Genomic DNA, 20,954 nt, shown 5'->3' with positions numbered 1-20,954 from the left:
TCCTTGATTTCAGGTTATAGGGCATAGCTTCCCCTTTCCCCAGTTAGCTGAAGGCATAAGTAATCCCACGAAAAGTTGTTTTTACGGACTCCAAAGCAACTTGTATGGTTTGTCGGAATAAATATTGAGTACCCATTGTCTGCCTGTCTTTACCCATTTCGCAGGAACTGTAATGAATCGAAAGATAAATCGTTTGACTCGGCTTACCGGTTCAATATCTTCAAACACGGCTGCAACCTTCTCAATAAGGTAAGCATAAAAGTTTTTAGCCATGGCTGTAAGTAGCAGGAATACTGTATTCTCTTTGAGGAATGAACAGGGAAGATGACTCCACCCGAAATCGTTATTCATCATGTCGAATGTTCTTTCACAGGCTCCACGAGCATTGTAGAAGAGTACAATGTCTTTTTCAGAACTTTCATGGTCATTGGTTAAGATGCACCGATAGGTGTATTCACCATCAAATAGGTCCAATTGGTTGTCCTTACGCTTTTGCCTTTGAATAACAAGTCGGTAGTTTTCTTCTTGCAAAAAGGAAGTAAAAGGTATGGAGGTCACTTCATAATTCTCGAAGTTGATTTCTTCTTTTTTCCAATCTGTGATTTTCGTCATTTCTTCATACAGAGACTGACATTTGCCGGCTCGTATGTAGAACTTGTTGCAGTAGCCATGTGTCATACGGATAATCTCTTCCGAATAAGAACCACAGTCCATCCGGCAACGGTCTATGAATATTCCCCTATCGGCCAAACGACGAAAAGTCCGTTGGAGCGTATCCGCTTGACGAAAACGGACATTTGCGTTTGCGGCCCGATTTTCCACACCAACAATGTTACCACCAATAGTTGCCGTGCCGGGGAAATAACCACGTTTTTTCTTGTAAGAATACTGAGTGTCATACTTTTCTGTGGGAATAAACTGGTGGTCGAAGTCCAAGTTATAAAGCGTGTTTGGCTTGAGTTGTTCTGTTTGAAGGAGCATATCGAGCATCAAACTATTAAGCTGTTCCGCCTTATTGAAAGCATAGCTTGCTCCTTTTTGGGAAGTATAGTGGATATCCAATTCTGCGAGTTCTTTTATGCCTCTCAATAAAGTATCCGGACTGGGGATTTCAGTATCCGGGCGTAATTCAAGATGTTTGCCAAGGTGTTTGCCGATATCTTCGATGTGGTCACCGCCGCAATAGTAGATCCAAAATAGGCTCGAAATAATTTCGCTATATTGGTAACCGGCGTAGGAAGAACGTAATCCTAAAGATTTATCGATCACGGAATTCAGTCCTAAACGAGAAAATTCATCCATTGCGTAAAATATACCCCCAAAAGGAGTGATATTATCTGATTTTATGGCTATTTTTGTTGTCATATGCACAAGTACCTTTATGGTTTGTTTGGTAGCACTAATTTAGGTGAATCTTGTGACATAACCAAACCTTGAGGATGTTATTCATCCTCAAGTGTTTGGATTCTCTGAAAATAATATGACTGCGGATTTAAGGTCATAGCTGATATTGCGTCACGACTTGATGGGCACACCTTAGTGTTTCAACCATCGAAAGAAATACTTGAGCAAAACTTCAAAAAGCTCTGTTCATACGGTATTCTTGATTGCTCCATCTATTCCGCTTCTTTCAATTCAAAAGAGATTTCAAGAATAACCTTTGCCACCATCGGATCGGTTAAAGGGCATCCCGAACTATTCGGTCACTTTAAGAACGTGATAATTGACGAATGCCACTTGGTTAACCCAAAAGAGGGAATGTACAGAGACTTTCTTTCAATGCTGAAATGCAAGGTTCTTGGATTAACAGCAACCCCTTACCGCTTATCGTCCAGCCGTGACTTTGGTTCTATGTTGAAGTTCATCACCCGGACTAATCCGCATATCTTTTACGATGTTATCTACCATGTTCAGGTATCTACTCTCTTAGATATGGGCTATTTGGCAAAGCTGAACTACTTCCCAATGAACCCTATCGGATGGAACGAACTCAACTTGAAAGTGAATACCACTGGTGCCGATTACACGGAAAAGTCAGTTCAACGAGAATATGAACGAATAGACTTCTATGGATACATCGTTCATATCGTACAACGGTTGATGAATCCAAAGATAGGAGGGAAGCGTAAAGGCATCTTAGTCTTTACCCGGTTCTTGAAAGAAGCTGAAAGGTTAACTTGGTCGATACCAGGCTGCGCTATTGTTTCGGGTGATACTCCAAAGAAAGAACGTGAACAGAGACTTGAATCGTTTAAATCAGGCGAAATACCAGTTGTTGCCAATGTTGGAGTATTAACGACAGGCTTTGATTATCCAGAGCTTGATACTATCGTTATGGCACGCCCTACAATGTCACTCGCTATGTATTATCAGATTGTAGGTCGGGCAATACGCCCTCACCCGTCTAAAGAATCCGGATGGTTCGTTGACCTTTGCGGAAACATTAAGCGGTTCGGTGAGGTATCTGACTTACGCCTCGTAGATGGCGGTAATGGTAAATGGGCAGTTTACTCTAAGGGTAGGCAATTAACTAACGTAAGATTCTGATATGGCAAAGAAATCACCACCTCCGAAGATTATTCGGTTCCCGGATTGCGCCAAGTGCGTAAACGGTATTCCTCACAACTCTTACAGTTTTCTCTGTCCGGCTACAAATACTTACATACCTCAACAGAACTGTAATGTGAGAAAAGTAATGTGCATTTATTTTAAACTGAAGTAATATGGCAAGACCTTTAAAACAGGGGATAGAATACTTTTCATTTGACGTTGATTTCTTCTCAGATGTCAAGATTAGAAAGATTGCCAGAGCTTGTGGTCCAGCTTCGACTTCCATACTTATTTGCCTGCTATGTAATATCTACCGAGATAAAGGGTATTACATATCGTGGGACGAAGATTTACCTTTTGTAGTGGCTGACAGCATTGGTGCTGTTGGTATTACCGAGGGTGCAGTAGAAGAAGTAATAAAGAAAGCTCTACAAGTCGGTTTCTTCAATCAAGAACTCTATGAGAAGTACAAAATCCTCACTTCAAATGGTATTCAAAGTAGATTTAAAAGTGCCGTAGTACGAAGGGAAGAAATTGAATATATCACCGAATACTTAGTTACTGACATCAAAAACGAGGTTATTGCATACAATAACTCAATAGATGACAACGGAAGTACACAAAGTAAAGTAAAAGTAAAGAGAAAGAAAAGTAATATACCCCCCACACCCCCCAAGGGGGGAGGTGATAAGCCAAAAAGAGTTTCTAAAAAAGGAAAACCTGCTATTTTAAACTCTAGCGCAAGAAGTGTATTCGAAGATTACTATCTCAATACTTTCGGTTCTTCCTACTATTGGACGGCTAAAGATGCTGGTTCCATGGCTGATTTACTTAAAAAGATAGCCTACTCACGGACACAAAAGGAAATGTCCGTTGACGATGATTCTATGTTGTACGCACTTAAAATGCTCCTCTCTTCGGTAAAAGAAGGGTGGATATTTGAAAATTTCAGCGTAACTAATATCAATTCAAAATACAACGAAATTGTAGCTAAAGCAAAAAATGGAAACCATAGCTCAGGCAATAAAGACGGCACGGGAAAGCCTGCCGGTATCAAGTCCCACACCTTCTAAATTTCATCTATCCGGGAAATCCATCAACTGGTCCAAGCAAGAATTAGAAAGGTTCTGGAAGATTCAATTGATTGAATCCATGAAGGAGATAGAACCTCGTTTCATTGTGGATCACAGGAACGAAAAACTCCTTTCCGCTATCTATGGTTGGGTATGGGGATTGAACTCTGTGTTAGATCATAGTAAAGGCCTTCTCTTTTGGGGGCCGATTGGTGTCGGAAAATCAGTTCTACTCCGTGGTTTGCAAGTTTATGAGTCAAGAATAAACCGAATTAGATTTGGATGTAGCAATAATAAGCTTGGATTCAAATTCACTTCTGCCGCAGAAATAGCACTGTTATATGCAGAGAAAGGGATGGAGGGTATTTCTAAATTTACCGATAGAGAACGTATGTGCAATCTTGCCATAGATGAAATTGGAAGAGAGGCAACCGACTCCAAACATTTTGGTACGGGTATCAATGTCGTGCAAACTATCCTGCAACTTCGCTATGAACACAGGAGAGAGTTTATAACCCATGGTACTACAAACCTAGACCCTAATACTCAATTCTCAGACACCTATGGCGATTATATTGCAGATCGGGTAAAGGAATTATTTAATGTAATTGAAATCAAAGGAGAAACAAGGAGATGAAAAATACATTGATCGAGAGCGCTTGGACGTGATATGCGCTCACCGAAATATCTTGTTCCGGATGATCTGCATAAAGCACACCTAAAGGTAGTAAAACTCAAAACAAAACAGGATGAGAAATTACGTCTTGAAAAGAATATTAAAGAAGCCATGAAGTATGAAGAGCAGTATCTTAAAGATAAAGCAAAGTACTTAGGAATAATAATACAAGAGGGAAATATTGTGATACATGTACTTCAGAGCGTACAGGAGTTTGCCGAAGAAGGGGCAACAATGCATCATTGCGTGTATGCGTGCAACTATTTCAAGAAAAAAGATTCTCTTATCTTGTCAGCTTCGGTCGATGGAAAACGAACTGAAACAATCGAGCTAAACTTAAGAACATTCGAGATTGTACAGTCAAGATCAATTTGTAACAAAAACAGTAAGTATCACGATAAGATACTCAAGGCAGTAAAAGGAAATATTAATCTTATAAAGCAAGTTGCATGAAAAAAAATACAGAATACCATGACCGTATCATCAGCCTTGTAAACAAGAATATCAACCTTATTCGTCGTAAGTTGACGGCATAAAAACAATTTTAAAAATAAGCAATTATGATACCAATAAAATTAAAAATGTGGGACACGGAACGGAAAGAGATGTTCACATCCCCACAATCTGTTGAGAGAGGAATGCGCAATTTATTAGGAATACCTGCTAGATCTGGTTTTTCCTCTGTTGATGTGCGTCCTCGCCCGCAGAAATACATTCCCTTAATGTGTACCGGTATGTCAGATAAAAATGGTGTATTGCTCTGGGAAAGTGATTACGTAGAATTTAAGTTTGACGAAAACGATGAGTTTGATATTGAGGGAGAAATCGTTTATGAGCCTGAAAATGCTTGTTTCTCTGTCAAGTTTGAATCGTTTAGTGAATTTGTTCTTATGCCATTACTCGGGCTGACTCCGACAATCTGGGCAACCGGGAAGAACGCATACGAACATAGTAAGTAACTTCATAACAATTTAGAAATGAATCTATTTCCAGTTATAAAATTAAGAGGATGTTATTTTTCAAACATCCTCAAAAATCGCAAAAGAGGATCGCTACTCAAATTTAAGGTTGCACCTAATAACTGTATGCGTGGATTTAGTATCAAAGTCATATTGCTCTTTATACAATTTTACAAATTGCTTAATATTGCCTTGTACTATACTGTTGTCATAATTACCGCTTTCATAAAGTTCTTTGCTTGGATAAGACGATTCTCCTGTACAACTATGAATTCTACCATTCATAGAAAAAATGATACTGTAAATAGCCATAATATTTTATTTTAAAGTTAAGTTACAAAAATAATGAAAATATGATAATAGCATGGTTTTCTTGCGGTGTAACATCCGCAGTCGCTTGCAAAATAGCCTTAAGTCTGTACGAAGATGTGCATATCTATTACATCGATACTGGTGAATGGATATTCGGGTACTATCTTGAATTCTCGCTATTCGATGGAGAAGGTAGGTGCTCATACATTCAAGTCGATGGATGCCAGCCGATAAAAGTTGATCCCGATACCGTCAGTCAGTTCACCGAACTACTGAAAGGATGTGAAGAACAGATTGGATGCGTCTCACTAAGAAAACGATCGCCTGCCAACTTGAAAGATGGAGGCGATCGTTTGTATTCTAAAATTATCCACCTATTATCACCGTAGGACATCCTGCCACTATCGTTCCGCCGTGTGCGGTGCTGTCTCCCATGCGTGCTGCCGGTTTTCCACCAATCATGACGGTGGAAGAGCCTTTTACGATTGTGTCTGGCGGTCCTACACATACGCACATATCGCCCACTGTTACAGCGGGCATTTTCCCTATTAATACATTCGGTACACCCGGACCAACTATCGGTCCGCCCACGTGAGGTATCGGCGAGGGAAACGCCGGGGTCTGCATGGGGCAGGTGTGCATGTCGGTTATTCTTGCTGCTGGAGGCATTGTTTTCAGATTAAAAGTTAATCATTCATTGTTTATTAGTTTATCATGACCATCGCACCTTTTACGGTGGTTTGTCCGCTTGCCGAGAGTTCCGCGGTAGCGTTACCCTTGACGGAGGCACCTACCTTCGCTTGTACTTTCACGTTCAGCCCATCGAGGTTGACGTCCTGTTTGGCAGCTCCACTGATTTTCATGTTGGCATCCATGCTAATGTTGCCTTTGGCTTTTAGGATGATGTCTTTAGTAGAACTTAGAGTGATACCGTTGCTGTCCATTACAATCTCATTATTGTGTTGATCGGTGAGTGTAATAGACTTTTTTTCGTCACTAATTTCAATCTTGTTACTTCCAGGAGTGCTAATTCTTACTAGCTTCTTTTCTTCATCATATTCGATAAGAAATTTTCCTCCAATATCAAGTATACCATTGTTTTCCATACTGATTATATTTGGTTATGTGAATCTATACTAAACTAGGTACTTAACTCAAGAATGTACCATTCACTTTTATAGTACAAAAATAGAATAAATAAAATAATAATACCGATTATGAAAACTATTTCTATCAAACAGCCTTGGGCGTCCTTAATCGTCCACGGCATCAAAGACATCGAGAACCGAACTTGGGCGTGTCCTAAGAAGTATATCGGGCAAAGAGTACTGATCCATGCAAGTGGTTTCCGTGGGAAGAAATTTAAAATCAATTTGACTGATGAACAAGCTAAAGACGCATTTGCTACGATTGCAAAGGAATGCATGTTTGGTAGTCTCGGTCAAGGTGCTGTTTACAAAGAAACTTACATAGTTGAAATTGACAATTTACCGCAACAAGTTATAGATGCAATTGAAGGCAAACGATATTGCGGTTGTGTGAGTGATATGTCATTTGTAAAGGAGGTGATCAATGACAGCCCCAATTGAAGCCTTATTAGATAGCATTCAATACGAATATATTGAAAAAGGCGATAATATTTCCAATGATGACGGTACCCTATATGCCGTAAAGAAAGGAATACTTGACATTGAAGGATATAAATTAACCGTGTATGTCCTCAATAACGGACAGCGTATTTTTGATGCCAATGATTTTGAAAACTTTTTAACTGAAAAACGATAATGAAAGAATTAGAAAAAGCAGCAAGAGAATTTCAAGAGAAAGAATTTTCATTTTTTAGTGGGAAGGGTATGGCAGTAGACCTGCATCATGCGTTTGCAGCCGGTGCAGAGTGGCAAGCCAAGCAATCCCCATGGATCAGTGTAGAAGATTGCTTACCTAAAGAGAGTGCCAAAGGGCTTGCTAGAGTCAAGCATGTTGATGGTCACGAAGAGGAAATGGTTATGAGACATATATGCAATTGGGTGTACCCTTATATCGAAACAGGATATATTACCCACTGGATCAAAATTTCCGAATAACAACTTTAAAAACCTTACGGTGTATAGGTAACCGTACGAAACAATGGAACTTAACATTAATAAAATTGCAAACGAGAAAATAAACTCATTACTTGAGAGTGGAGAAATTGAAAAACTTATTGCTGATGGTGTAGAAAGCAACGTAAAAAAAGCCATCACAGCAGCTACCGAAAACTATCAATGGAAAAGATCCATTGAAGAAAATATTGGAAAGGTCATTAGCGAAGTTGCATCCAATGTGAACTTCTCCGCTTATGCTAACTTCCTTAGAGATAGAATGAACGAGCAAATTGAAATGTATGTAAAGAATGACATGATTAATCTCATGCGTGATTCCTTTGAGAAAGTATACTTCAATATGCCCGAAGACATCAAGATGTCTGACATTCTCAATAAATACAAAGAGTATATAGAGAATCATTTGGATTCTGACGACAAAAGAGAATGGGGGCGCATTGATTTCTCTTTCGAAACAGAATACTCTTCCTTCATAAGAATAAAAGCCGGTAGTCCAAAAGATACAAGATATGAAAGATACGATAAAGGCATTGAATTGAATCTATTCAAGCCACGTTCGGAAGAAAAAGCAACAATATCATGGATTCGATTCAACGGAAGCGACTTCAAAACCTGTATGGACTTAGGCAAGCTGAGCGAATTTGAAATACTGATGTTCAATCTTATGTTTACCCGGAAAGAGATCGAAGTTGATATTGATGAAGACTTCTCCTTCGATGCCTCCTTTGACGAAGAAGAATACGATTAATCATTCACCCAGTCCCCGTCCTTTCATTAACCTTTGGTTAGTAATCAGCATAGAGGACGGGGCTACCTCCCGTATGGGCATAAAAAAAGGAGCAACGCCTTGCTCCAACCTTTGTTAACCTTAAATCTAATACTATGAAAAACACATTGCAAAGGTACTGGTTTTCTGGAAACCTCCAAATTTATCAAGCAAATCAGCGTGTCTTATAACATGGTTTAATAGATGTAATAAACTTGTTAACAGTTAACGTAATTAATTTCGGTTTTAACTTATGGGAAAAGAAAAAGCAATATTGAATGATGCAAAGAGTGCAGCCATTCGAGTAGAGTTCCTCACCACGAAAGAGGAACTCTTTTTATATGCAGGTGCTATCTATTCTGCTATGAGGTGAGGTAGGAGTATTGATGAAAAGAATAAGACTATTCGAGAAAGAGATAAGTCGGTAAAATAGAAAGAGAAGAAGCAGACAGCACGACCAATCTTAACTTCTTCTCCTTACACGATTATGATGCAAATATACTATTTACTTTTAAAATAATCGTGTTATGGAACTGAATTTTGATAAAATTATTCGCCTGAAAAAGATTAGAATCGAGAAATCGGAACTATCTGAAGAAGAGAATGAAATATCTACGCCTATACTATCCGATAAGAGCCTTATCTATGAAATCTACAAGATATTCGCTGAAATATTGAGCGAAAGAGATTGTCCCCCATGTCTCGAAAATGTCACCCAACGAAAGAAGTTTATTTTTATCATCCTGTACCTGTTTTCACCCAGTACGCTTGCCGGCGGAAAGATGGCTCCCGGATTGAGAGAAGAAATGTCAAATGTGCTTGAGGTACGGTCGAAGAGTACAATTTCCGACAATTGCGCTGATGTCGTGTTTCTGTACCAGAATTACGATGATTTTTGTATGGATATCGAGTATATTTACACCGAAATTCTAAATCGTTTGAAATTCAAAGGGCTAATCAATTGAAGGTGCTACCATAGCACGAAAAAGAAAGCCGGGGTTTAAGAGGCTCCGGCTTTTTAATTACTATCCTTTATATCTTAGTATAAGATAATAGAAGATGGGCGTTTCTTGATTTAATAGTTGTGGAAAATCTCTAATTATATCTCCATTTATTAAATCATTAGTAGAAACTTCTTTGAATTTTATTACTTCAAACCCGTTTTTAATAAATTGCTGGGTTACATACTCTATATTATGTTTGTATGTTTCAATACGTATTTCTTCTTCCTTTATGGTGAAGTTTGTATATTGATAATGATGTAATGGATGGATGTCAGAAATAAAGCATTGTCCTCCATATTTGATTATGTGTGACATCTTTTTGACGATTTCTTCCATGTGTTTAATATGTGATAAAACTCTGTTTGATATAATCCAATCATATTTTCTTTCATACTCAGGTAGGCTATATACATTCTGTTCTAAACATTTTAAGGATTTGTTAAGAATATACTTTTCAAATTTCTGTTTGCAAATTTTTAGCATTTCGGAACTTATATCAAGCGCATCTACCTTATTACCTTTCAAAAGGAAACAGGATAGATTATTGCCACTGCCAGTTCCTAAATCAAGACCTAAACCGATAGAAAGAGTGTTACACCATTTTTCTATATATGGGTATTCATTATTATGCCAAAATTTCTGCCACTTCCAACTATCATAATATGGTGCTATTATGTTATACCCTTCTTTAGGATTATATATTTTATTTTTTGCCATTCTTTGATTTGATTATTTGTCTTAAGCTATCTATTTGAATTTGCATATCTTTCAATTTAGTATTTTCTTCTTGCGCCTTTTTTATTTCTATCAAAACCTTTTCGATCCTAACTTGTTCAGAGGTAGTTGGAATTCCTGTTTTTTCCCATATCCATCGAGAAAAAAGAGGCTCTAGTGTAGCAAATGTTATGAGAAAAAATATTAGGATTCCACTTCTTGTAAATAAACCTCTAACCTTTCCTAAAATGCTTGATTCTATGTCTTTTTCTAAACCAGAGATATTAAGAAATGATTTTTGGTAATTATTCGTTGCCTTTTCTACTAATCTGCTAATGTATTCATTATCATCAATCGTTTCTGAAACAAAGCCACTGACATCTCCACTAACTTTATAAAAGTTCAATTTTGCAATTTCTGTTTTTTCTGTGATAGCAATAGATTTTGAGGAAAAGTTTAATAGCACTCCACTTAGTGCACCGGAATATTTAGGCTCTATCATACTTGAATTTATTAATAAAACACCTTTAGATGATATTGAGTATAACGCTGAATATGAGGCTGTAATGTCTTCTGGCAGATTTATCTTTTCAATAGATTGAAAAATTACAACTTTAGAAGGCTCGAGTAAATAAGGCTTTCTTGAAAAATCAATAATTTCTCCTGTGCCAACTTCTATTAGTTTACCTATTCTAATTTTGTAAGAACTATTTTTAATGCTATTTGGTATAGAATAACTAATCATATTATGATTAGTTATTCTATACTGTATTTCAGTTCTGCTTAGTATCATATTTAAATATTTATATTTTTTTCTTTCGTTCTAATTCTCCTTTTCGTATTATGCAAATAGCATTCTCATAAGGTTCCTCCGTTTTCTGCCAATAGTTCAAAAGAGACTGTCGAGCTATTCCAAGTTCTTGACTCGTGAAATGCTCGTACATGGCAGATGGTGACCCGAAATACCGATGCGCACCTGTCTCTTTCATTTCAAGATGTATTACTCCTTTTGCTTCCATATTGCAAATGTAGAAAATAAGTATTATATATTATAAATAATACCCTGTTTTTTGATTTATTAACGCATGGATAGTATTTTATATTATAAATGATACTATATTTACAGCATGATAATCAAAACAGAATTTGAATAACTAATAAAATATACGATCATGGCACGTTACATTGAAACATTATTAGAAGAGAAGAATATCAGTTCAGAAACTTCACTCTTAGAGAACGAAGGCAATATAGGCTTAACAGTAGATATGTTGGTAGACTTCATCTATTCAATGCCTAAAAACATCGTTAACCAGGTAGAAACCACTTTCAGAAAGATCGACTTCAAGAATGGTGACGTTATGCCATACATAGAGTTCTTGGCAAAGGGTATGGTTCAATCAGTGGAATATTAACTAAATACACGATTATGAAAATCAAAAGACAACCTATTAAAGTCAGTAAGTCAAGAGCCATTGAACTGGCTATGAATACCAACGGTATAAGTCGTGAAATGGCTGAAAAGTACACTGATAGCGAACTGAAAGAGGTTCTGAGATTATTGAAACTGAAAGCAAATTTTTATCCTGGTAGCCCGAAGGCTATCAGGATATAGATGATTATGGAAATGATACAACAAGTTCTTTCAATAGAACAAATGAACCATCTAAAAGAGCTTAGTTCACGACAATAACCCGATTGTCGTGAATAGCGATTGAAGATATTTCGTTATCTTTGGTTGTGGTAGTATCTTTGAGGTAATGTTTAAAATATGAAGAGTAGATATGAGATATTAGCGAAAGATAAAGGGTATTATGTCGATTCACAAGGCAATGCCTTTTCTGCACGTGGCAAAAAAGTTGGTACACGTGGCAGCGACCCATATATGTATATTGGCATAAGGGTGAGTGAAACGAAAGTTATCAAAGTCTATGTACATAGATTGCAGGCTTATCAAAAATTTGGTGATGCTATTTTTGACAAATACATTGAAGTTAGACATTTAAATGGTGATTCTTTTGATAATTCGTATGAGAATATAGCAATAGGTACACCGTTTGAAAATGCGATGGATAAGGCTGAAGAAACAAGAATGCGTTGCGCTAAAAAAGCATCAGAGGCAATTAAAAAATACTCAGATGAATTAGCACAACAGATTCAATTAGAATACTCAAAGGGGGCTACTTATAGAGAGCTTATGAATAAATATTCGATAAGTAGCAAAGGCACATTGAATTATATACTTAAAAGAAATATATCGCGGAATGGAGCAGTTGGTTAGCTTATCGCTTTGACTTGGCGATGGTCACAGGTTCGAGTCCTGTTTCCGCAACTACGATTATTAACCAATAAAATTACACGATTATGAAAGTATTGACGCTTAGCATTAAGCAAAAGCCTTTTGATGATATTCTTTCTGGCAAGAAAGATTTTGAAAGGCGTGAGATTACACCCCGAAATGTTTGTGATTACGTTTCTTTCATCGTTGACGATAACGAGTATGATAAAGAAGAAGACATTCCGGAAGGTGATTCGGAAGTGATGGTCAAAGCTAAAGAATATGACAGACTAAAGCTGGTAACTGGTGAGTACAAAGGGAAACGTCCATATCTTGTTGTTGAAGTAAAAGACGCTCGTGTTGAATTTCTGTATGATGAGAATGGCGATTTTATCATAGCTGAAAAAGATGGTAAAGAATACGCATTGGCTTATATAATATTCGAGTTAGGTAACATAGTAGAAACTTTTAAAGGGGAGAAATAAGCAGAGTCGGAAGTATTAGAAAACGTATCAATCGCACCACTGGAGTTACGACTCATGGGCGTAGAGTAAATGCCGGTAAAGCGGCAGTAGGTCATCAAGCTGGTTTCGGAACAAGAGCGCAAAAGCGTTCCGACCTTACAGCGGCATTCGGGGGAGATTAATGAATGCTTCAGTAATGCGGAAAACGAGAGAAACAATATTGCACGCATCGCAGAAAAGTGATACGGCAATATTGTTTTTTTCTGCAACTGGCAAAGACAGTATTGTTTTGTTGCATTTGCTCCAAAATCACTTCAAAAAGGTTGTATGTTGCTTTTTGTATCATGTTAAAGGTCTGAATATTGTAGAGCCTTTCTTTAATTGGGCACGTTCTTATGGCAATGTAGAAATAGTCCAGCTTCCCCATACTGATTTATATAACTTCAAAACTCAAGGTTTGTTGAGTGTGAAGCATATTGATGGGCTAAAAAGATTGAAGTTGCGTGATATTGAAGACTATCTCAAAATTAAGTATCAATCGGATGTTATTGTATATGGGATGAAAATTTCAGATTCTTTTGTCCGTAGAGGTATGTTCAACAAAGCCGCAAAATCTGATATTCATTTTGACTATGGTAAGTATTATCCTATTGTAAATTGGGCCAATAAAGATTGTTTGTCGTACATCAAATTGCATAAATTGCCTGATCCATTAAAACTTGGAAGCAAGAGGGGAAGCTCTGGTATAAACTTCCGTCCTGAAACGATACTCTATATTAAAGACCATTACCCAGAAGACTATAAAAAGATAATCAAGGAGTTTAATTTAATAGAAGCTAAATATGGAAATCAGTAAATATCAGAAATTTGAAACGGCAACAATTAGTCGGGGTGAGATTAAAAATGCCGATTACAATCCACGTAAAATATCCGAAGCAGCTAAGAAGAAGTTGAAGGAGAATATAAAGCGAGTTGGATTGCTTGATACTATTGTGGTTAATAAGAATACCATGAATATAGTATCAGGTCATCAACGTATATCTATATTAGATTCTCTTGAGAGAGGTAAAGATTATAATCTCACTGTATCAATGGTTGATTTATCAGAGAAAGAAGAAAAAGAGCAAAATATCTTTTTCAACAATACAAAAACTCAAGGTGAGTTTGATACTGATATTTTGGCTGCAATGTTGAGTGATATAGATTTCGAGTGTGCTGGTCTTGATATTAATGATGTTGGCATTTTAGGTGTTGAAGTGGATTTGCCCTCAATAGAAGAGCCGAGCGAAGCGGATAAAGAAGTAATGAAGCTGAATAATGAAATCTATGATAACAAAAGGGAAATGAGAAAAGCGGTGATGAACCATTCTCAAACGAAGAATGAAGAATCGGTAGATACATTCGTGGTTTTGACATTCAGCAATCAGAATAACAAAGAAGTATTCCTTCAGCGTTTTGGATTCAGACCTCAAGAGAAATATGTCAAAGGTGAAGTTTTGTCTGATATGGTAGAAAGGGTAGATTAATATGGCAAAGCCGAAGTTTGATTTTAAAGACCCTCACAATCTCATTCGTATAGAAGGATGGGCAAGAGATGGATTAGACGATAAGCAAATCGCTGCAAACATCGGCTACAATGAAACGTATTTCTCTGAACTGAAAGGAAAGTTATCCGAATTATCCAAAGCATTAAAAAACGGGCGCGCGCCTCTTGAACTTAAAGTTGAAAATACCTTGTACAAGAAAGCAACTGGTATGACTATTAAGGTTCAGCAGGCTATCAAAGTGAAGGAGGTGTATTTCGATGAGGAAGGTCGAAGATGCGAGAAGGAAAGAATAGAGGTTGTCGAGCTTGAACAGGAAGTTCCACCTGATACAACAGCCGGTATCTTCTGGTTGAAAAACCGTAAGCCCGAACAATGGAATAAGCCGGCTCCGAGGATAGAAGAAGATGATGATATTCCAAAGAGCCCCAATAAGGGTATCAGTATTGACGAATGGATTAAAGGTAAGATTGAATGATAACTCCACAGAACATATATCATCCGCTATACGAGGATAAGGAAAAGTTTATCATTCTTATCACTGGCGGTCGCGGCTCTGGTAAGTCTTTCAATGCTTCCACCTTTGTAGAAAGATTGACCTTTGAACTTACTCCGTCCGAAAAGATTGTTCATCAGATTCTATATACCCGTTACACGATGGTTTCTGCCGGTATGTCTATCATTCCTGAAATGATGGAGAAGATAGAATTGGATGGAACTACCAAGTATTTCAAGACCACCAAGACGGATATAGTCAACAAAATGACTAATAGCCGTATCATGTTTCGGGGTATAAAAACTTCCTCCGGTAATCAGACGGCAAAGCTGAAATCTATTCAGGGTATAACTACTTTCGTATGTGATGAAGCGGAGGAGTGGACCAGTGAAGATGAATTTGATAAGATCATGTTCTCCATTCGTAAGAAGGGAATACAGAACCGGATCATTATCATTATGAACCCTTCTGATTCAAATCACTTCATCTACAAAAAGTATATTGAGAAAACCCACAAGCTGGTAGAGATCGACGGGGTACAGGTGCAGATAAGTACTCACCCGAATGTACTTCATATTCATACCACTTACTTTGATAACTTAGAAAATCTTTCTCCTGAGTTCTTGAGAGAGGTTCAGGATATGAGAGAAAAGAATCCTGAGAAGTATGCTCATGTTGTTATCGGTCGTTGGGCTGACGTAGCTGAGGGTGCGATATTCAAGAAGTGGGGCATTGTGAAAGAGTTCCCACAATGGGCTAAGAAAGTAGCTATCGGACAAGATTTTGGGTACACTACAGACGTTTCAGCAGCCGTGAAGTGTGGTATTGTAGATAATGCATTCTATGTCGATGAACTATGTTATCAATCGGGAATGCTCACAAATGCGCTTGCTGACAAGGTTCGTCCTTATGGTTTGAAAGTGTTTGCCGAATCCGCTGATCCTCGACTTGTGGACGAAATCAAACTTCGTGGTGTGAATATTTATGGCGTAGATAAGTCGGGCCCATCAATCAAGGCGGGAATAGATAAAATCCTCTCTATGGATTTGTATGTAACGGAACGTTCTTACAACCTTATGAAGGAATTGAGAACCTACGTGTGGGACAAGGACAAGGATGGAAATTATATCAACGAGCCAGTAGATAAGGATAATCACCTTATGGATGCAATGAGGTACTATGTCTTAGGCTGTTTGCTTGGCAAGATTCTCAAGCCAAAAGATTTAACAGGAATATTCAATCATTAAAATATAATCGTATGACACTCGAAGAAATATTAGCATTAGAGGACATTGGAATAAAGATTCAATACCTCAAGAAAGGAAGAAGAACCAATCTTCCGGATTGCGCAGAGCTTTGGAACGATTGGAATCCAGAGAAGCACGAGATAATGGCGAATAAGAAGAAGTACCCGGATAGGAAGGTTCTCAAAAGTGGAGCGGAATCAATCTTCGATGAGAAAACAGGCAAAACGATTGAAGTTCCTGCCGAGTACGAGACTGAAGAAGTGAACCGTATCACCATTCCCTTGGAACAGGACATCGTGAATATCCAAACAGCTTTCACGGTTGGCACAGAGCCGAAGATGGACTGCAATACAGAGGATGAAGACGAAAAAGGCTTGTTAGCTGCTCTCAAATCCACTCTTCAGAAGAATAAAATCAAGTATCAGAATAAGAAAGTTGTTCGTTCTTGGTTATCCGAACAAGAAGTGGCCGAGTATTGGTATGTAGTCGATGCTGATTCTTTCTGGGATAAGCTATGGTCTGGCATAAAGAAGACGTTCGGTGGAAAGACTAAGCCTTCTAAGAAGCTTAAAAGCGTACTTTGGTCGCCTTTCCGTGGCGATAAGCTCTATCCATTCTTTGATGATAACGGGGATATGATTGCTTTCTCCCGTGAGTATAAAAAGAAGGACTTAAACGATCACGAAATCACCTGCTTTATGACTATCGACAAAGGTTCGGTCTATCAATGGGAGCTTAAGAATGGATGGGAACAACCAGAAGGAAAGACTTTCAATCATGGATTTCCAAAACTCCCTGTTATTTACGCATATCGCCCGGAACCTTACTGCAAGAAGATTAAAACCTTCCGTGTAAGATTGGAAAAATTGCTTTCAAACTATGCCGACTGTATCGATTATCATTTCTTCCCAATCCTTCAGTTGGTTGGTGATGTGGAAGGGTTCGCAGGTAAAGTCAAAGACCGTATTGTAAAGCTTACAGGAGACGGGGCAGGGGCTTCTTATTTAACATGGAATCAAGTACCAGATACGATTAAATTCGAGGCTGAAACGCTTACCAATAACGCATACGACATGACAAACACACCTCGTATATCCTTTGAAACATTGAAAGGTGTTGGCAAAGCGTCTGGTACAGCTTTCCGCTTTATGTTCATGGGTGCTCACATGGCGGTAGAAAACCATGCCGAGGTGATAGGAGAGTTCATGCAAAGAAGAACGAACTTTCTCGTGTCTGCTCTGGGGGCTATCAATCCTTATGAGTTTGACAAGGCATCCAAGACGATTGATATTGATGTGGAACTTGTACCATACATGATTGATGATCTTTCCGACAAGGTTGCTACTGCTGTCTCCGCTGTGGCTGGTGGTATATGGTCTACACGTGAGGGTATCATGTTTGTTGGAAACAGTGACAGAATTGAGGAAGAGATTGCAGAGATAAAAGAAGAACAAGAAGAAAAGAGAAATTCCGAAATGCAAAGGCAGGCCATAAAGAAAGAGGAGTGAATTCACTCCTTTTCTTTTTCATAAAATTTCCTTGATGTAAAATTGGCAATTTGGAGCTTTTCTTATATATTTGTTGCTTGCATCTGTAATTTGGTTTCATGATGTGGTAGAAGATACCGTACATGAGGTAAAGTCTGCGGAGGATGTGAGAAATTTAGCAGGAAAATTATAGTAACTTTAAAATAATACGATTATGAAATGTCCACATTGTCAAGTAGAGATAAATCCCGATTTTAAAGAATATTATATTGGAGGATATGAAAATGAAATGTTTTATAGTGTATTTTATATGCGTTGCCAAAATCCAAAGTGTAAAAGCCCTATAATAACTTTAGGAAAATCAAAACAAGCAGATAGAGGTACGGGGATGCTATATGGAAGCTCTATTACATACCAACAGATATATCCGATAGGTAGCAATAGAGCTCCTGCCCCAGTAGAAGTTGAATCCAAATTTGCAGAGGACTATAATGAAGCTTGTTTTGTACTTCCGTTCAGTCCTAAAGCTAGTGCAGCCTTGAGTCGTAGATGCTTGCAGAATATAATTCGTTTGAAAGAAGGTATTAGAGAGCGTAATCTAAAAACAGAAATTGACAAGTTAATAGCGACTAATAAACTTCCTTCCTATATAAGTGATAATCTGGAAATAATACGTGGTTTTGGGAATATTGCTGCTCATGGAATGGAAGACCAGGTTTCTGGTGAAATATTAGATGTAGAACCTAACGAAGCAGAGTTCTTGTTGGACGTTTTGGAACTTCTTTTTGATTTGTATTTTGTTCAAGCTGCTAAAGCCGCCAAGATGAAAGCTGCGTTAAATCAAAAACTGACAAGTGCAGGACAAAAGCCTATACCATAAGTCGACTGGATGAAGAACTGAAAGAAATCAAAGAAGAACAGGAAGCAAGAAAGAAAGATATTCCCCCTCCTTATACGAAGTAATAATGTTAGGCTATTTATAATTGGCGGAGTTTTTACTTCGCCTTTTTTATTTGAATTAATTCTATTTTATAAAATATTTATGCTGAATTAATTCTATAATTCAAAATTAATTCGTATTTTTGCATCAAATGATATAATACATGAGAATAGTATCACATAAAAAGCTGAAAGAGTTCTACGAAACCAAAGGTTATGAAGATTCACGCATAGCTCTTGAACGTTGGTATGATGTAGCTGAAAAAGCGGAATGGAAAAATCTGTCTGATATTAAGGTAGATTTTCTTTCAGTCGATTATGTAGGCAACCAACACTATGTTTTCAATATCAAAGGCAACAATTATCGACTGATAGTCGTTGTTAAGTTTACGATGGGATATATTTTTATTCGTAAGGTGTGTACCCATAAAGAGTATGATAAAATAGATTGTTCAACCATTTAAAATATAGGATATGACTAAAATAACGAAAGAACAATACGAATTCGCATTGGAAAGAGTAGAGGAACTCTTACCATTGGTTGACGATAGTACACCCGCAAACGACAAGAACGCGGTTGAGCTCTCTGTTGTGTCCGATCTAGTGATTGCCTATGAAAAGGAACATTATCCAATTGCAAAGCCAACCGTTTCAGAACTGATTGAATTATCCCTTGAAGAAAAGGGAATGACACAAAGGCAACTTGCAGGTGAAATAGGAGTAAGTCCTTCGCGTGTCAATGACTATCTTTCCGGACGATCAGAACCGACTTTAAAGATTGCCCGTTTGCTCTGCCGTGTATTAAATATACCTCCGGCTGCGATGCTGGGATTTTAAATTCAAATTATGCCGTGCTCTTTTATTGGTGCACGGCTTTTTTTATGCTCTATTACTTCGGTTTTAGAGCCTTTTTATGTTTATTTTCCCACAATAACCGAATTGTGAAGACTCTCCCTCTCAATTATTTCCATTCCAACTACTTACCTAGTACTTTTATACCGTATTCACGACAATGGATTGATTGTCGTGAATGGGAAACCTAAATATTTATCAATTCTCTAAATTGATAGTATTTTTGAGTTACGAAATTTATAATCAAATTCATACGGTATGACAATTTTAGAACAAATCTTAGCAGGGCTACAAACGAAGTTTTCGGGTGTGGACGCTGCTACGCTTACTCGAATAGCCACTAAAAAGGCAGAGGGTGTAACGGACGCAAGCCAAGTACCTACCATTGTGGAGGGAGTAGGTTTTACGGACGTGCTAAATTCCTATGGTGATTTCCGTGCCGGGGATGCTACATTCAAGTCAGTTCAGAACTACGAGAAGAAGCATAACCTTAAAGACGGTAAACCAATCGAGAATCCAAATCCGAACCCTAACCCAAATCCGCAAGAGAAGAAAGAAGATGTTCCCGCATGGGCACAGTCGCTTATTGATTCCAATAAGACCCTTTCTGAAAAACTTGCCGGTTACGAGCAGAAGGAAGCGCAGAACATCCGTGGTGCGCAGATTCAAGCTAAGGCAAAAGAGTATGGTATTCCCGAAACCCTTTTACCCATGTTGAAAATCGCTGATGATGCGGACTTAGACACTTATTTCAAGGACGCGAAGCAGACGTTTACCAATGAAGGGCTCAAAGGAGTAATCCCTCCTGATACTGGTGGCGAAGTGAAAACGGAAACGGAGAACATCGCCAATATGATTAACGAGGGTACAAAAACTATTGTTGAACAAAACAAGAATTAATTATGGCATCAGGATTTAAGTATGATTTGGAGCCTGTCGTGGAAACGGAAGAACGCTATGACGTTCAGACCGGAATCCGCAGACGTGGACCGTTCAAGCTCGTAACAACGAACTTGGTAGAGGGAAGTTTCCTTCCTTCTTTTGTGCCGATTTATGCAGACTTGAAGAATAAGTTTGCATATCCGGTGAGAAATGTGAAAGTAATCGAAGCGTATACTTCCGGTACAGCTATCAAGGTAGCTAAGAACTCATTGGCTTATGCCGGTATGTTCATTGGTAACGGTTCTAAGGGCGCGAAGGTTGCAGCTATCGACAAGTCTAACAAGGCTTATGACGTATTGACTACCGAAGCCGCTTTCGGTGAAGCTGTTGTAAAAGATGCTGTTCTTTTCGAGTCTGTAGCCGTTGACGGGCTGAAGCAGAAATACACCGCTAACTCTGCCCTTTACGAAAGAACGAAGGTTGAAAGCGGTATCGTGTTAGTGGCATTGCTCCGTACTGCCGCAGAGATAGAGCCTGACAAGTTGGCTATGCCATTCTCCGAGAAAGACAAGGAGAGCTTGAAAGGTTGGTTTGAATTTAACGAATAAG

The 20,954-nt window shown here is 38.2% G+C and carries 28 protein-coding genes, 1 tRNA gene and 3 pseudogenes; 26 read left to right on the top strand and 6 right to left on the bottom strand.

Annotation, left to right across the window (positions count from 1 at the left end; translation table 11 throughout):
• Positions 1-81: 81 nt before the first annotated feature.
• Positions 82-1,365, bottom strand: coding sequence for an IS1380 family transposase (locus TY03_RS10420; RefSeq protein WP_042366226.1), 1,284 nt, complete (start codon positions 1,363-1,365; stop codon positions 82-84).
• A gap of 132 nt (positions 1,366-1,497) precedes the next feature.
• Here TY03_RS10420 and TY03_RS10415 point away from each other — a divergent pair.
• The 6 genes and pseudogenes from TY03_RS10415 to TY03_RS10385 form a co-directional block, all read left to right on the top strand.
• Positions 1,498-2,547, top strand: a pseudogene (locus TY03_RS10415) (DEAD/DEAH box helicase); the annotation flags it as partial.
• Positions 2,548-2,723: 176 nt separating this feature from the next.
• Entirely contained in the window at positions 2,724-3,623 is a 900-nt protein-coding gene (locus tag TY03_RS21460) for a DUF4373 domain-containing protein (protein WP_052332469.1), read from the top strand.
• Positions 3,553-4,260 (top strand): P-loop NTPase family protein, encoded by a 708-nt coding sequence (locus TY03_RS10405; protein ID WP_148335640.1) that lies wholly within the window; start codon positions 3,553-3,555, stop codon positions 4,258-4,260. Before TY03_RS21460 ends, TY03_RS10405 begins: the two co-directional genes overlap by 71 nt.
• 27 nt (positions 4,261-4,287) lie before the next feature.
• Positions 4,288-4,752, top strand: a pseudogene (locus TY03_RS10400) (PcfJ domain-containing protein); the annotation flags it as partial.
• Positions 4,753-4,859: 107 nt separating this feature from the next.
• Positions 4,860-5,258 (top strand): hypothetical protein, encoded by a 399-nt coding sequence (locus tag TY03_RS10395; RefSeq protein ID WP_042369833.1) that lies wholly within the window; start codon positions 4,860-4,862, stop codon positions 5,256-5,258.
• A gap of 353 nt (positions 5,259-5,611) precedes the next feature.
• On the top strand, positions 5,612-5,959 hold the full coding sequence (locus TY03_RS10385) for a hypothetical protein (RefSeq protein ID WP_042369829.1): 348 nt from the start codon (positions 5,612-5,614) through the stop codon (positions 5,957-5,959).
• Here the strand turns inward: TY03_RS10385 and TY03_RS21850 are convergent.
• Both TY03_RS21850 and TY03_RS10375 read right to left on the bottom strand, forming a co-directional pair.
• Positions 5,937-6,239, bottom strand: coding sequence for a PAAR domain-containing protein (locus TY03_RS21850; RefSeq protein WP_042369827.1), 303 nt, complete (start codon positions 6,237-6,239; stop codon positions 5,937-5,939). The genes TY03_RS10385 and TY03_RS21850 overlap by 23 nt on opposite strands.
• 35 nt (positions 6,240-6,274) lie before the next feature.
• Positions 6,275-6,676: a hypothetical protein gene (locus TY03_RS10375; RefSeq protein WP_042369826.1), complete on the bottom strand. Its 402-nt coding sequence runs from the start codon at positions 6,674-6,676 to the stop codon at positions 6,275-6,277.
• A 111-nt stretch (positions 6,677-6,787) separates the two neighbouring features.
• Between TY03_RS10375 and TY03_RS23115 the strand changes: the two are divergent.
• From TY03_RS23115 to TY03_RS10350, 5 genes and pseudogenes are all read left to right on the top strand, one after another.
• Positions 6,788-6,916 (top strand): annotated as a pseudogene (locus TY03_RS23115) (ASCH domain-containing protein); the annotation flags it as partial.
• 226 nt (positions 6,917-7,142) lie between these two features.
• Positions 7,143-7,355 carry a hypothetical protein gene (locus tag TY03_RS10365; protein WP_042369820.1) on the top strand — a complete coding sequence of 71 codons (213 nt, stop codon included), beginning with the start codon at positions 7,143-7,145 and terminating at the stop codon, positions 7,353-7,355.
• Positions 7,355-7,654: a hypothetical protein gene (locus TY03_RS10360; RefSeq protein ID WP_042369817.1), complete on the top strand. Its 300-nt coding sequence runs from the start codon at positions 7,355-7,357 to the stop codon at positions 7,652-7,654. Before TY03_RS10365 ends, TY03_RS10360 begins: the two co-directional genes overlap by 1 nt.
• 43 nt (positions 7,655-7,697) lie before the next feature.
• A complete protein-coding gene (locus TY03_RS10355) occupies positions 7,698-8,420 on the top strand; it encodes a hypothetical protein (protein WP_042369816.1) in 723 nt (240 codons plus the stop codon).
• Positions 8,421-8,965: 545 nt separating this feature from the next.
• On the top strand, positions 8,966-9,403 hold the full coding sequence (locus TY03_RS10350) for a hypothetical protein (RefSeq protein WP_042369815.1): 438 nt from the start codon (positions 8,966-8,968) through the stop codon (positions 9,401-9,403).
• A 60-nt stretch (positions 9,404-9,463) separates the two neighbouring features.
• On the opposite strand, the gene TY03_RS10345 is transcribed toward TY03_RS10350, so the two are convergent.
• Genes TY03_RS10345 through TY03_RS10335 form a run of 3 tightly spaced genes read right to left on the bottom strand, consistent with a single transcriptional unit; the run spans position 9,464 to position 11,175 of the window.
• A complete protein-coding gene (locus TY03_RS10345) occupies positions 9,464-10,159 on the bottom strand; it encodes a class I SAM-dependent methyltransferase (RefSeq protein ID WP_042369814.1) in 696 nt (231 codons plus the stop codon).
• Positions 10,146-10,949, bottom strand: coding sequence for a dCTP deaminase domain-containing protein (locus TY03_RS10340; protein ID WP_042369813.1), 804 nt, complete (start codon positions 10,947-10,949; stop codon positions 10,146-10,148). The genes TY03_RS10345 and TY03_RS10340 overlap by 14 nt, the downstream gene beginning before the upstream one ends.
• 10 nt (positions 10,950-10,959) lie before the next feature.
• Complete coding sequence (locus TY03_RS10335; RefSeq protein ID WP_042369811.1) at positions 10,960-11,175, bottom strand: hypothetical protein; 216 nt, start codon at positions 11,173-11,175, stop codon at positions 10,960-10,962.
• A gap of 153 nt (positions 11,176-11,328) precedes the next feature.
• Between TY03_RS10335 and TY03_RS10330 the strand changes: the two genes are divergently transcribed.
• From TY03_RS10330 to TY03_RS10260, 15 genes are all read left to right on the top strand, one after another.
• On the top strand, positions 11,329-11,571 hold the full coding sequence (locus tag TY03_RS10330; RefSeq protein WP_042369809.1) for a hypothetical protein: 243 nt from the start codon (positions 11,329-11,331) through the stop codon (positions 11,569-11,571).
• 14 nt (positions 11,572-11,585) lie between these two features.
• A complete protein-coding gene (locus TY03_RS10325; protein WP_042369806.1) occupies positions 11,586-11,771 on the top strand; it encodes a hypothetical protein in 186 nt (61 codons plus the stop codon).
• Positions 11,772-11,927: 156 nt separating this feature from the next.
• Positions 11,928-12,437: an HNH endonuclease gene (locus TY03_RS21845; protein ID WP_074434162.1), complete on the top strand. Its 510-nt coding sequence runs from the start codon at positions 11,928-11,930 to the stop codon at positions 12,435-12,437.
• Positions 12,415-12,488, top strand: a tRNA-Val gene (locus TY03_RS10315). The genes TY03_RS21845 and TY03_RS10315 overlap by 23 nt, the downstream gene beginning before the upstream one ends.
• Positions 12,489-12,520: 32 nt before the next feature.
• Positions 12,521-12,919, top strand: a complete 399-nt coding sequence (locus tag TY03_RS10310) for a hypothetical protein (RefSeq protein ID WP_042369801.1) — start codon at positions 12,521-12,523, stop codon at positions 12,917-12,919.
• Positions 12,920-13,079: 160 nt separating this feature from the next.
• Positions 13,080-13,754, top strand: a complete 675-nt coding sequence (locus TY03_RS10305) for a phosphoadenosine phosphosulfate reductase domain-containing protein (RefSeq protein WP_042369799.1) — start codon at positions 13,080-13,082, stop codon at positions 13,752-13,754.
• Positions 13,741-14,424: a ParB N-terminal domain-containing protein gene (locus tag TY03_RS10300; RefSeq protein ID WP_042369797.1), complete on the top strand. Its 684-nt coding sequence runs from the start codon at positions 13,741-13,743 to the stop codon at positions 14,422-14,424. Before TY03_RS10305 ends, TY03_RS10300 begins: the two co-directional genes overlap by 14 nt.
• Before the next feature lies 1 nt (position 14,425).
• Positions 14,426-14,920, top strand: coding sequence for a hypothetical protein (locus TY03_RS10295; RefSeq protein ID WP_042369795.1), 495 nt, complete (start codon positions 14,426-14,428; stop codon positions 14,918-14,920).
• Positions 14,917-16,185, top strand: coding sequence for a PBSX family phage terminase large subunit (locus tag TY03_RS10290; protein ID WP_042369794.1), 1,269 nt, complete (start codon positions 14,917-14,919; stop codon positions 16,183-16,185). Before TY03_RS10295 ends, TY03_RS10290 begins: the two co-directional genes overlap by 4 nt.
• Before the next feature lie 11 nt (positions 16,186-16,196).
• Positions 16,197-17,693 (top strand): phage portal protein, encoded by a 1,497-nt coding sequence (locus TY03_RS10285; RefSeq protein WP_042369792.1) that lies wholly within the window; start codon positions 16,197-16,199, stop codon positions 17,691-17,693.
• A gap of 193 nt (positions 17,694-17,886) precedes the next feature.
• On the top strand, positions 17,887-18,552 hold the full coding sequence (locus tag TY03_RS10280; protein WP_042369790.1) for a DUF4145 domain-containing protein: 666 nt from the start codon (positions 17,887-17,889) through the stop codon (positions 18,550-18,552).
• A gap of 223 nt (positions 18,553-18,775) precedes the next feature.
• Positions 18,776-19,075, top strand: coding sequence for a type II toxin-antitoxin system HigB family toxin (locus TY03_RS10275; RefSeq protein ID WP_042369788.1), 300 nt, complete (start codon positions 18,776-18,778; stop codon positions 19,073-19,075).
• Positions 19,076-19,085: 10 nt separating this feature from the next.
• Entirely contained in the window at positions 19,086-19,448 is a 363-nt protein-coding gene (locus tag TY03_RS10270; protein WP_042369786.1) for a helix-turn-helix domain-containing protein, read from the top strand.
• 273 nt (positions 19,449-19,721) lie between these two features.
• A complete protein-coding gene (locus TY03_RS10265) occupies positions 19,722-20,363 on the top strand; it encodes a hypothetical protein (RefSeq protein WP_042369785.1) in 642 nt (213 codons plus the stop codon).
• A gap of 2 nt (positions 20,364-20,365) precedes the next feature.
• Positions 20,366-20,953, top strand: a complete 588-nt coding sequence (locus TY03_RS10260; RefSeq protein WP_042369784.1) for a head fiber protein — start codon at positions 20,366-20,368, stop codon at positions 20,951-20,953.
• The last annotated feature ends 1 nt before the right edge of the window (position 20,954 follow it).

The sequence above is a fragment of the Bacteroides neonati genome (assembly GCF_000499785.1).
In the GTDB taxonomy this organism is placed as follows: Bacteria; Bacteroidota; Bacteroidia; order Bacteroidales; family Bacteroidaceae; genus Bacteroides; species Bacteroides neonati.
This window is presented reverse-complemented; position numbering and strand designations above follow the sequence as displayed.

Excerpts from the sequence above, each read along its gene's own strand:
- TY03_RS10340 (WP_042369813.1), bottom strand. The coding sequence starts at position 10,949 with ATGATACTAAGCAGAACTGAAATACAGTATAGAATAACTAATCATAAT.
- TY03_RS10265 (WP_042369785.1), top strand. The coding sequence starts at position 19,722 with ATGACAATTTTAGAACAAATCTTAGCAGGGCTACAAACGAAGTTTTCG.
- TY03_RS10310 (WP_042369801.1), top strand. The coding sequence starts at position 12,521 with ATGAAAGTATTGACGCTTAGCATTAAGCAAAAGCCTTTTGATGATATT.
- TY03_RS10335 (WP_042369811.1), bottom strand. The coding sequence starts at position 11,175 with ATGGAAGCAAAAGGAGTAATACATCTTGAAATGAAAGAGACAGGTGCG.
- TY03_RS10325 (WP_042369806.1), top strand. The coding sequence starts at position 11,586 with ATGAAAATCAAAAGACAACCTATTAAAGTCAGTAAGTCAAGAGCCATT.
- TY03_RS10260 (WP_042369784.1), top strand. The coding sequence starts at position 20,366 with ATGGCATCAGGATTTAAGTATGATTTGGAGCCTGTCGTGGAAACGGAA.
- TY03_RS10360 (WP_042369817.1), top strand. The coding sequence starts at position 7,355 with ATGAAAGAATTAGAAAAAGCAGCAAGAGAATTTCAAGAGAAAGAATTT.
- TY03_RS10280 (WP_042369790.1), top strand. The coding sequence starts at position 17,887 with ATGAAATGTCCACATTGTCAAGTAGAGATAAATCCCGATTTTAAAGAA.
- TY03_RS21850 (WP_042369827.1), bottom strand. The coding sequence starts at position 6,239 with ATGCCTCCAGCAGCAAGAATAACCGACATGCACACCTGCCCCATGCAG.
- TY03_RS10395 (WP_042369833.1), top strand. The coding sequence starts at position 4,860 with ATGATACCAATAAAATTAAAAATGTGGGACACGGAACGGAAAGAGATG.
- TY03_RS21460 (WP_052332469.1), top strand. The coding sequence starts at position 2,724 with ATGGCAAGACCTTTAAAACAGGGGATAGAATACTTTTCATTTGACGTT.
- TY03_RS10300 (WP_042369797.1), top strand. The coding sequence starts at position 13,741 with ATGGAAATCAGTAAATATCAGAAATTTGAAACGGCAACAATTAGTCGG.
- TY03_RS10305 (WP_042369799.1), top strand. The coding sequence starts at position 13,080 with ATGAATGCTTCAGTAATGCGGAAAACGAGAGAAACAATATTGCACGCA.
- TY03_RS10285 (WP_042369792.1), top strand. The coding sequence starts at position 16,197 with ATGACACTCGAAGAAATATTAGCATTAGAGGACATTGGAATAAAGATT.
- TY03_RS10375 (WP_042369826.1), bottom strand. The coding sequence starts at position 6,676 with ATGGAAAACAATGGTATACTTGATATTGGAGGAAAATTTCTTATCGAA.
- TY03_RS10355 (WP_042369816.1), top strand. The coding sequence starts at position 7,698 with ATGGAACTTAACATTAATAAAATTGCAAACGAGAAAATAAACTCATTA.
- TY03_RS10290 (WP_042369794.1), top strand. The coding sequence starts at position 14,917 with ATGATAACTCCACAGAACATATATCATCCGCTATACGAGGATAAGGAA.
- TY03_RS10350 (WP_042369815.1), top strand. The coding sequence starts at position 8,966 with ATGGAACTGAATTTTGATAAAATTATTCGCCTGAAAAAGATTAGAATC.
- TY03_RS10270 (WP_042369786.1), top strand. The coding sequence starts at position 19,086 with ATGACTAAAATAACGAAAGAACAATACGAATTCGCATTGGAAAGAGTA.
- TY03_RS10365 (WP_042369820.1), top strand. The coding sequence starts at position 7,143 with ATGACAGCCCCAATTGAAGCCTTATTAGATAGCATTCAATACGAATAT.
- TY03_RS10330 (WP_042369809.1), top strand. The coding sequence starts at position 11,329 with ATGGCACGTTACATTGAAACATTATTAGAAGAGAAGAATATCAGTTCA.
- TY03_RS21845 (WP_074434162.1), top strand. The coding sequence starts at position 11,928 with ATGAAGAGTAGATATGAGATATTAGCGAAAGATAAAGGGTATTATGTC.
- TY03_RS10345 (WP_042369814.1), bottom strand. The coding sequence starts at position 10,159 with ATGGCAAAAAATAAAATATATAATCCTAAAGAAGGGTATAACATAATA.
- TY03_RS10275 (WP_042369788.1), top strand. The coding sequence starts at position 18,776 with ATGAGAATAGTATCACATAAAAAGCTGAAAGAGTTCTACGAAACCAAA.
- TY03_RS10295 (WP_042369795.1), top strand. The coding sequence starts at position 14,426 with ATGGCAAAGCCGAAGTTTGATTTTAAAGACCCTCACAATCTCATTCGT.
- TY03_RS10405 (WP_148335640.1), top strand. The coding sequence starts at position 3,553 with ATGGAAACCATAGCTCAGGCAATAAAGACGGCACGGGAAAGCCTGCCG.
- TY03_RS10420 (WP_042366226.1), bottom strand. The coding sequence starts at position 1,365 with ATGACAACAAAAATAGCCATAAAATCAGATAATATCACTCCTTTTGGG.
- TY03_RS10385 (WP_042369829.1), top strand. The coding sequence starts at position 5,612 with ATGATAATAGCATGGTTTTCTTGCGGTGTAACATCCGCAGTCGCTTGC.